General features: G+C 38.9%; 10 protein-coding genes. 2 read left to right on the top strand and 8 right to left on the bottom strand.

Translation table 11 applies throughout. The features are described from left to right. Positions 1-149 precede the first annotated feature (149 nt). The 8 genes from KKC91_00610 to KKC91_00575 all read right to left on the bottom strand — a co-directional run bounded on the left by KKC91_00610 (position 150) and on the right by KKC91_00575 (position 5,977). The gene (locus KKC91_00610; GenBank protein MBU0477060.1) at positions 150-545 is read right to left on the bottom strand and encodes a DUF5320 domain-containing protein; all 396 of its coding nucleotides are present in this window, start codon (positions 543-545) and stop codon (positions 150-152) included. A gap of 1 nt (position 546) precedes the next feature. Next, positions 547-1,026 carry a transcriptional repressor gene (locus tag KKC91_00605; GenBank protein ID MBU0477059.1) on the bottom strand — a complete coding sequence of 160 codons (480 nt, stop codon included), beginning with the start codon at positions 1,024-1,026 and terminating at the stop codon, positions 547-549. 291 nt (positions 1,027-1,317) lie between these two features. Next, a complete protein-coding gene (locus KKC91_00600) occupies positions 1,318-2,514 on the bottom strand; it encodes an OprO/OprP family phosphate-selective porin (protein MBU0477058.1) in 1,197 nt (398 codons plus the stop codon). Positions 2,515-2,615: 101 nt separating this feature from the next. Further along, positions 2,616-2,741 carry a YezD family protein gene (locus KKC91_00595; protein MBU0477057.1) on the bottom strand — a complete coding sequence of 42 codons (126 nt, stop codon included), beginning with the start codon at positions 2,739-2,741 and terminating at the stop codon, positions 2,616-2,618. Between the two features lie 28 nt (positions 2,742-2,769). Continuing rightward, positions 2,770-4,917, bottom strand: a complete 2,148-nt coding sequence (gene feoB / locus KKC91_00590) for a ferrous iron transport protein B (GenBank protein MBU0477056.1) — start codon at positions 4,915-4,917, stop codon at positions 2,770-2,772. A gap of 70 nt (positions 4,918-4,987) precedes the next feature. Beyond that, entirely contained in the window at positions 4,988-5,227 is a 240-nt protein-coding gene (locus KKC91_00585) for a ferrous iron transport protein A (protein ID MBU0477055.1), read from the bottom strand. Continuing rightward, a complete protein-coding gene (locus tag KKC91_00580; protein ID MBU0477054.1) occupies positions 5,224-5,451 on the bottom strand; it encodes a ferrous iron transport protein A in 228 nt (75 codons plus the stop codon). Before KKC91_00580 ends, KKC91_00585 begins: the two co-directional genes overlap by 4 nt. 31 nt (positions 5,452-5,482) lie before the next feature. Then, positions 5,483-5,977, bottom strand: a complete 495-nt coding sequence (locus tag KKC91_00575; GenBank protein MBU0477053.1) for a metal-dependent transcriptional regulator — start codon at positions 5,975-5,977, stop codon at positions 5,483-5,485. Positions 5,978-6,010: 33 nt separating this feature from the next. Here KKC91_00575 and KKC91_00570 point away from each other — a divergent pair, with 33 nt between their 5' ends. Both KKC91_00570 and KKC91_00565 read left to right on the top strand, forming a co-directional pair. Further along, entirely contained in the window at positions 6,011-6,571 is a 561-nt protein-coding gene (locus KKC91_00570) for a transcriptional repressor (protein MBU0477052.1), read from the top strand. A 31-nt stretch (positions 6,572-6,602) separates the two neighbouring features. Further along, positions 6,603-6,977, top strand: a 375-nt coding sequence (locus KKC91_00565) for a hypothetical protein (GenBank protein ID MBU0477051.1), incomplete at its 3' end; no start/stop codon positions are given.

The following is a 6,977-nucleotide window of genomic DNA, read 5'->3' as shown; positions in this document are numbered from 1 at the left end:
CTCTTACTTATAGACTTACGCTTATGCCCCATTTTTCGCCAAATCTGTCTAGTTCCCTAAGTAGGCATAACATACCTTTTTTTGTTTACCTCTAATTTGAAGAAAGCAGGGATAGACATTATCTACCCCCACTTACTTCTTTTATGTTGTTACTTCTTCTCTTTAGCTGCTGATTCCAACTCGCTGATCCGCTTATTAATGGCCTCCAGTTCTTCTCCTATGGCTTTAGACTGCTCTTTCAACATATCTGTTTCCTGTTGAGGAGTAATCTCCTGAGCATATGGATAGCCTCCACCATAAGCAGCTGGATAATTGGGAGCAACGTAAGGAGCACCATAGGCGGCTCCCCGCCAGCCAAAACCTCGTCCCAAGCCGCGACCTCTACCGAAACCACGACCTCCACCCAAGCCAAGGCCATAACCGAAGCGGCCTCTTCCTGCGATTGGATTCATATAACCTGGCACTGAGTAACCAGCGCAGTAACCTGCTGCTCTGCCTGTCATTGGACCCATTCCTCCTGGACCTGTTCCGTCTCCACCTGGCATTTTAATCACCTCCCTTCTTTTGACATTTTTCACATAACCCATAAAACTGAATAAGATGATTTGTTATTTTAAAATTATATTTTTTCAAAAGCCCTTTTTCGGTTCGCTTAAGAAGTTCTACTTCATCATCTATGAAGTCTGTATAATCAATAATTCTATTGCAACTTGTACATATCAAATGATGATGGTGCATTTTCCCTTTAGGCCCTTCTACTAGTTCATATCTTGCCCTGCCATCTCCAAAATCAAATTTAAATATTAAACCCATATTAGCTAAAATATCCAAAGTTCTGTAAATTGTTGTCAATCCTATAGCAGGATAACGAGTATGAACTTTCATATATATATCTTCTGCGCTTAAATGCTTATCAGATTTAGAAAGCATATCAAGTATAGCTTCTCTTGGTACAGTTACCCTATAACCACACCCTCTAAATCTCCCATGCCACCACATTGGGCCAAAGCCACGAGACATCGGCATAAAATGTCACTCCTTATTGAAAACGATTTTCATTATCAATATATACCTTTAAAAATATCTTGTCAAGAGTTTTCTGGTTTTCTGGCGGAAATGTGTAGGAACAGGGTGTCTTTACTGGGGTTAGACTTTTCTGTCTTTCACAAACAAGAGTGGAAATATAATGTCACTTACACAACAAAGTAGCCACATAGCAAGAAACAGAAAAAACCCAATTTAATGCCACAGCGCAGAATGCTTTTGTTCTCCTGCACTGTGGCAATATGTGCACACGTACCTAGAATGGCTATAGCATTAAAATTCCAATGTAAGTTCAGTTAGAAGTTCTTGGCCATTCTTAGAATTAGGATATTCTAACGTTCTATAGTCCATCTGTATACTCGTATACTCATTGAAAGTGTACTTGATGCCCACTGTACTTGTTCTTCTTATATCATTTGAAGACTTTCCGTTTGGATTGTACACTCCATACTGGTAAACAGACCACCACTTTGGACTGAGTTCATATGTTGCTTGCGCGTACCATCCATTAGAACTGATATCAGCTTTCTGGTCATCCCTATCTCTTTTCTGCTGAATATATTCACCCTGAAGTTTAAATCCTCTATTGGCTATATTCCCTTCATATTTGAGCAAGCCGCCGATTCTTGTTCTGTCTCCGCCATAAGTAATTCCTTCAGAAGTTTCATTAGGCTGACGTCCTCCCTGAACTGATACACCCATGCTCAATCCCTCCAATACCCCATTACTGCCTTTAAAGGGAGAGACAACTACTCTTCCTATAATGTCCTTCTGGTCATTATCATCCGAGGTATTGATGCCGTTCCCATTAAATACACCTAAAGCATAAGTAATTTTCTCATCCAGGATATCTCCGCTAATTGCCACACCAATATCTCTTTCAGGTGTTATGGAATCAACTACTTCTACTTCTTCTATTGTATCCACCCCTTCCCTGAATGGAACATTGAACTGACCGGCTGTTATTGCAGCATACGGTAAACCTGTCCATTGCATCCATATATCCCTTAGATTGCTCCCATTATCCTGTTCGTTCATCGTAAGGCTGATACCGTAGTTCCAGTCGTCTGTAATTTCTCCCTCAATATCAAGGGAATCGTCCGGAACCTTAAAAGTATCATAGTCTTTCTTCCCGCTTGATGTTGTCGATCTATCCTCTTTATGTCCCCGGTAATGAGAATTTCTAAATTTAATCATTCCCCCGATCTTCATCTTATCTGAACCAATCTGCGGAACCTTAAAGCCGGCTTTTTCCTTCTGCTTCTCCGTTATGAGCTCTTTCTTCAACTCTTCTGCTTCTGAAACTGTAATAATTCCTTTCCTTTGTAATAAGTCTATTATCTTTGCTGCCGTTCCTCCCTGTTCTTCTGTAACTCCTTTTTGAGCAGTTTCAGCGCCTCCTATACAAGCACTGCTGAGAAAAACAATAATTAAAACACCGACTAATCCAATCCTGAGGTCAAATTTCATTTCCTTCTCCTTACTTCTTGCTCTATGACCTCTGCTTGTTCAGTCGGCATAGTAGAGCCAATTTAAATTTTTAGCTCTGTTTATACAGTAGCTGGCTTAAATTAAAAGCGCTTTTTCTCTTTTCTTTCTATTTGAACGATTTTTGAATCATGAATTACTATTACCACCTCTCCATAGTTTATTTGATTGATATATTCTGCTATCTCTTCTAATATCTTTGGATTAATGCCTTTCCTTTTACCCGTGAGTTTCACGCTACCCTCCAAACCCTAGCAGCATTCCGCCCTGATAAATAAGGAAGGCAACTATCCATGCAACAGCAGTGGTATAAACTGCTGTAAATATCGGCCATCTCCACGAATTTGTTTCTCTCTTTATTACTGCAATCACAGCCACGCACGGCATATATAGAAGCACAAAAACCATAAGGCTGTAGGCAACTAAAGGATTATACATTCTGCTTCCATCGGAACGCTTCTGATTCTGAAGTGCCTGACGCAGAGTTTTGGATTCTTCATCCGCTTCACCAACTGAATGAAGCGTTCCTAATGTTCCAACAACAACTTCCTTTGCAATAAACCCCCCAATTAATCCTACAGACGTCTTCCAATCGTCGAATCCCAAAGGCTTGAACACAGGGGAGATCATCCTGCCAAGCCTTCCCGCATAACTCTTCTCCATTTTCTCAAATGCCTTTTCGTTTTCCAGTTTGGAAACTAATCCTTCATTCTCTTGAGCCTGTTCAATTAGAGCATTATAGTCTTTTGAATATCGCGGCTGCCATGGGAAATTACTCAAAAACCAGATCAGGACACACCCGACAAAAATAACTGTTCCTGCTTTCTTTAAATAGACCACTCCTCTTTCCCACATATGGATAAAAAGCCCATTTACAGTTGGTATACGATAAGGCGGAAGTTCCATAACAAATGGAGATGCTGGCCCCTTGAACAGAAATCTGCGAAATATCTTAGCCATTACAATAGCTACGATCATCCCAAGAATATAGAGAGAGAATAATACATTCCCTGCTATCCTTTCAGCAAAGAATGCTCCGATAAACAATGTATATACAGGTAGTCTTGCGCCACAGCTTATAAAAGGATTAACCAGAATAGTTACCAGTCTGTCTTTCCTATCCTCTATAGTTCTTGTTGCCATAATTGCAGGCAGATTACAGCCAAAACCCAAGAGCATTGGAATAAAAGAGCGACCATGCAAACCAATCTTATGCATAAGCCTGTCCATAATAAAAGCTGCTCTTGCCATATATCCTGAGTCCTCTAAAACAGCCATTGCCAGAAATAATAGAAATATAATCGGCACAAATATAAGTACGCTTCCCACTCCGCCGATTATTCCATCAACCACTAATGATTTAATTGCGCTGCTGCTAGGTAAAAGCCCACCAAATATATTCCCCAACCATTCCTGCGCTGACTCAATCCAGCCCATTAAAGGCCCGCTTGCTTTAAAAGTAAATCTAAATACTAACCACATTAACCCAAGGAAAATAGGCAAGCCTAAGACACGATTAACAAGCACCTTATCTATCCTGTCAGAGGAGGTATGACGTGTTTCATAGTTTCTTGAAACTGCCTCAGAACATGCACCGCTAATAAATCCATAACGCCTGTCTGCAATTATTGCATCAGGCTCATCATTAAAGATGCTTTTTAAATGAGCAGTACTCTTTTCTACCGCGCTTAGAATCTCCTCCGAAAAGGAACTTTCCTCTATTTTTTTTATAATCTCCTCGTCTGTTTCTAAGAGCTTTACTGCCAGCCATCTTAAAGGATATTTTTCTCCAAGAGGTTTATCTTTTTTGAGAATTTCCTCAAGTTTTTTTAGCTCTTCACGAATCTCCTTCCCATAATGTACAATTGTTTTTTCTGGTTCAGTTCCGGCTTCAACAAGACTCACTATCTCATCAAGTAATTCTTTCATGCCAATTTTTTTAGTAGCTACAGTAGAAACAATAGGAACGCCTAAAAGTTCAGCTAACCTGTTTTTATCTATCTTTGTTCCTTGCTTTTTTGCTACATCAGACATGTTTAAAGCAAGGATTAAAGGAACGCCCAACTCCATAAACTGTGTGGCTAAATACAGATTTCTCTCAAGATTGGAAGTATCAATAACATCAATTACTACATCCGGTTTTTCTTCTATCACAAAATTACGTGTGACAATCTCGTCCATTGAATAAGCTGTTAAACTGTACGTTCCCGGCAAATCAACTATGTTTATTGAGTAATCCTTATACTTTAAAGTCCCTTCCTTTTTCTCAACAGTTACTCCTGGATAATTGCCTACATGCTGGCGCGCTCCCGTTAGATTATTAAACAAGGTTGTTTTCCCTGAATTGGGATTACCTGCTAAAGCAATAGTTAGCTTCTTTTGCATTCTTTATTCCTCCTCTTTGTTTTATATATATAACTATGTTGTATCTATCTAACTTTATACATAAAAAAATTTAAGATGTATCTTCTACCAATATCTTATGAGACATTCCACGGCCAAGAATCAATCTTGTATCATCTACAGCAATAATACATGGCCCGAAAAAGTGGGAGTGTATAATTCTAAATTCCACCCCTATACTTAACCCCATATCATTAAGCCTTCTTCTTATACCCTGACCACCTCTTACTGCAACTAGTTTCACTTTTCTGCCAGGTGAGACCATATTCAAAGGTAAATACTGCCCCTTCATTTTTTTATTTCCACATGTATATCCGAAGCTTCTTCTTTACGCAGGGAGAGATGATACCCTTTTATCTTTACTTCAATCGGATCCCCTAATGGAGCAACCCGCTCCATCTCTATGTCCGCTCCCTTAACAACTCCCATATCCAAAATTCGCCTGCGAACAGAACCTTTGCCCGAGATCTTCGTAATCTTGCCTCCTTGACCTGGTTTTAGTTCGCTTAATACCATATCAACCATATTTTTCCCCTTTCATAAATTACTAAGTATCATCTTTCTGTTTAAGCTCTCTTATCTTACACGTTAGCCGCTTGCCAGTCTTAAAATAATGATCAAAACTCTTCAGCCAATCAGGCCTGTCATGCTCCGGGCAGGTTTGTACAAACTCCAGGAACTTTGTCAACTTTTTTGATGTTTCCTGACTGATCGCATGCTCCATTCTGCAGGCATCTTCTGCCGCTATTTTTGGATTAATACACAGAATTTCTCTCAGGAATTTGCTCAGCATTTCATGGCGCTTTTGTATTCTTTTAGCTAATTCTTCTCCTTCTGGAGTAAGGTCGACATAGCCATATGCCTCATGAATCACAAAATTATCTCTGGAAAGAGTGTGTAGAGCTGAGGCTACACTGGGTGGTTTTACATTCATCAGGCGGCTTATGTCTCTAACTCTCGCAACCTTATGTCTTTCTTTAAGAACAAGTATAGCCTCCAGATAATCCTCCATATCCGGACTGCATTTTTTATCTTTTTTCATATCAAAACCTTAAATCTTTAGAGGCGTCTTTATTTGTTAAGCAAATCTAACATATCCGTTTTTGCCTGTCAAGTGAAAATTTTTTGGCTTGACAGAATCAGAAAAAAACTTGACAGGAAAATAGCAGTTCTTGTAATATCCCAAACAGAAATTGTTTCTATTTGTTTTTGGAAAGCTGTGAAAATATATCTAGACAAATTGCAGGAAAAGAATTTTAAGCTTACTCCTCGGCGTATAGCTATTATAGCTTTCTTTTTAAGCAGGGAACGATATCTAAGTCCTGAAGTTATTTGGAAAGGCTTGAAAAAGAAGTTTAAACATCTAGGCTTACCAAGCATCTATAGGAATCTGGAGTTATTTTCAAAGTGTGGGATACTTACAAAAATTCAGATGCCGGATAGAAGGCTTTATTATGGATTATGCAAGGCAAAGGACAACAAACACCACCATCATATAGTATGTATAAAATGCGGCAAAGTTGGAGAATTTTTTGAAGGGAATTTGTTTAAAAAGAAAAGGATCAATGGATTTAAAGTATTAAATCATTTTTTGCAGATAGAAGGTATATGTTCTAATTGTAGGATAAAAGACTAATTTTTATTTAACTAAAAGAAAGGAAGATGTGATGTTAAAACAAATTTCTAAGGAATTAAAAAGGCATGTTCCATTTACTATGCTTGGAGCTGTTACAGGCATTATAATCATGGTTGTAATAGTTTTTTCTCATGCTTCCAGGGGGATTTCCGATGTACTTTTTTACACTTTACATCCCCTTCATGTTGTCTTTAGCGCGCTTGTAACAACAGCTATGTATAAATTGTACGGAAGGGGTAAACTCTGGGCGGCAATTCTCATTGGCTATACAGGCTCCATTGGAATAGCTACATTAAGCGATGCTATAATCCCTTACCTTGGGGGAGGTTTGCTTAATGTTCCAATGGAATTTCATGCGCCATTTATAGAGACTGCAAAGATGCCATTTATTGGAATTGCAAAATGG

The organism is bacterium, from assembly GCA_018812485.1.
Classification (GTDB): Bacteria; JAHJDO01; JAHJDO01; order JAHJDO01; family JAHJDO01; genus JAHJDO01.
The sequence above is the reverse complement of the archived record's forward strand: the minus strand, read 5'-3'. Positions and strand labels throughout refer to the sequence as shown.

What these genes read in the sequence shown, in the direction of transcription:
- KKC91_00610 (MBU0477060.1), bottom strand. Translation starts at nt 545, where the DNA reads ATGCCAGGTGGAGACGGAACAGGTCCAGGAGGAATGGGTCCAATGACA.
- KKC91_00605 (MBU0477059.1), bottom strand. Translation starts at nt 1,026, where the DNA reads ATGCCGATGTCTCGTGGCTTTGGCCCAATGTGGTGGCATGGGAGATTT.
- KKC91_00600 (MBU0477058.1), bottom strand. Translation starts at nt 2,514, where the DNA reads ATGAAATTTGACCTCAGGATTGGATTAGTCGGTGTTTTAATTATTGTT.
- feoB (MBU0477056.1), bottom strand. Translation starts at nt 4,917, where the DNA reads ATGCAAAAGAAGCTAACTATTGCTTTAGCAGGTAATCCCAATTCAGGG.
- KKC91_00585 (MBU0477055.1), bottom strand. Translation starts at nt 5,227, where the DNA reads ATGAAGGGGCAGTATTTACCTTTGAATATGGTCTCACCTGGCAGAAAA.
- KKC91_00580 (MBU0477054.1), bottom strand. Translation starts at nt 5,451, where the DNA reads ATGGTATTAAGCGAACTAAAACCAGGTCAAGGAGGCAAGATTACGAAG.
- KKC91_00575 (MBU0477053.1), bottom strand. Translation starts at nt 5,977, where the DNA reads ATGAAAAAAGATAAAAAATGCAGTCCGGATATGGAGGATTATCTGGAG.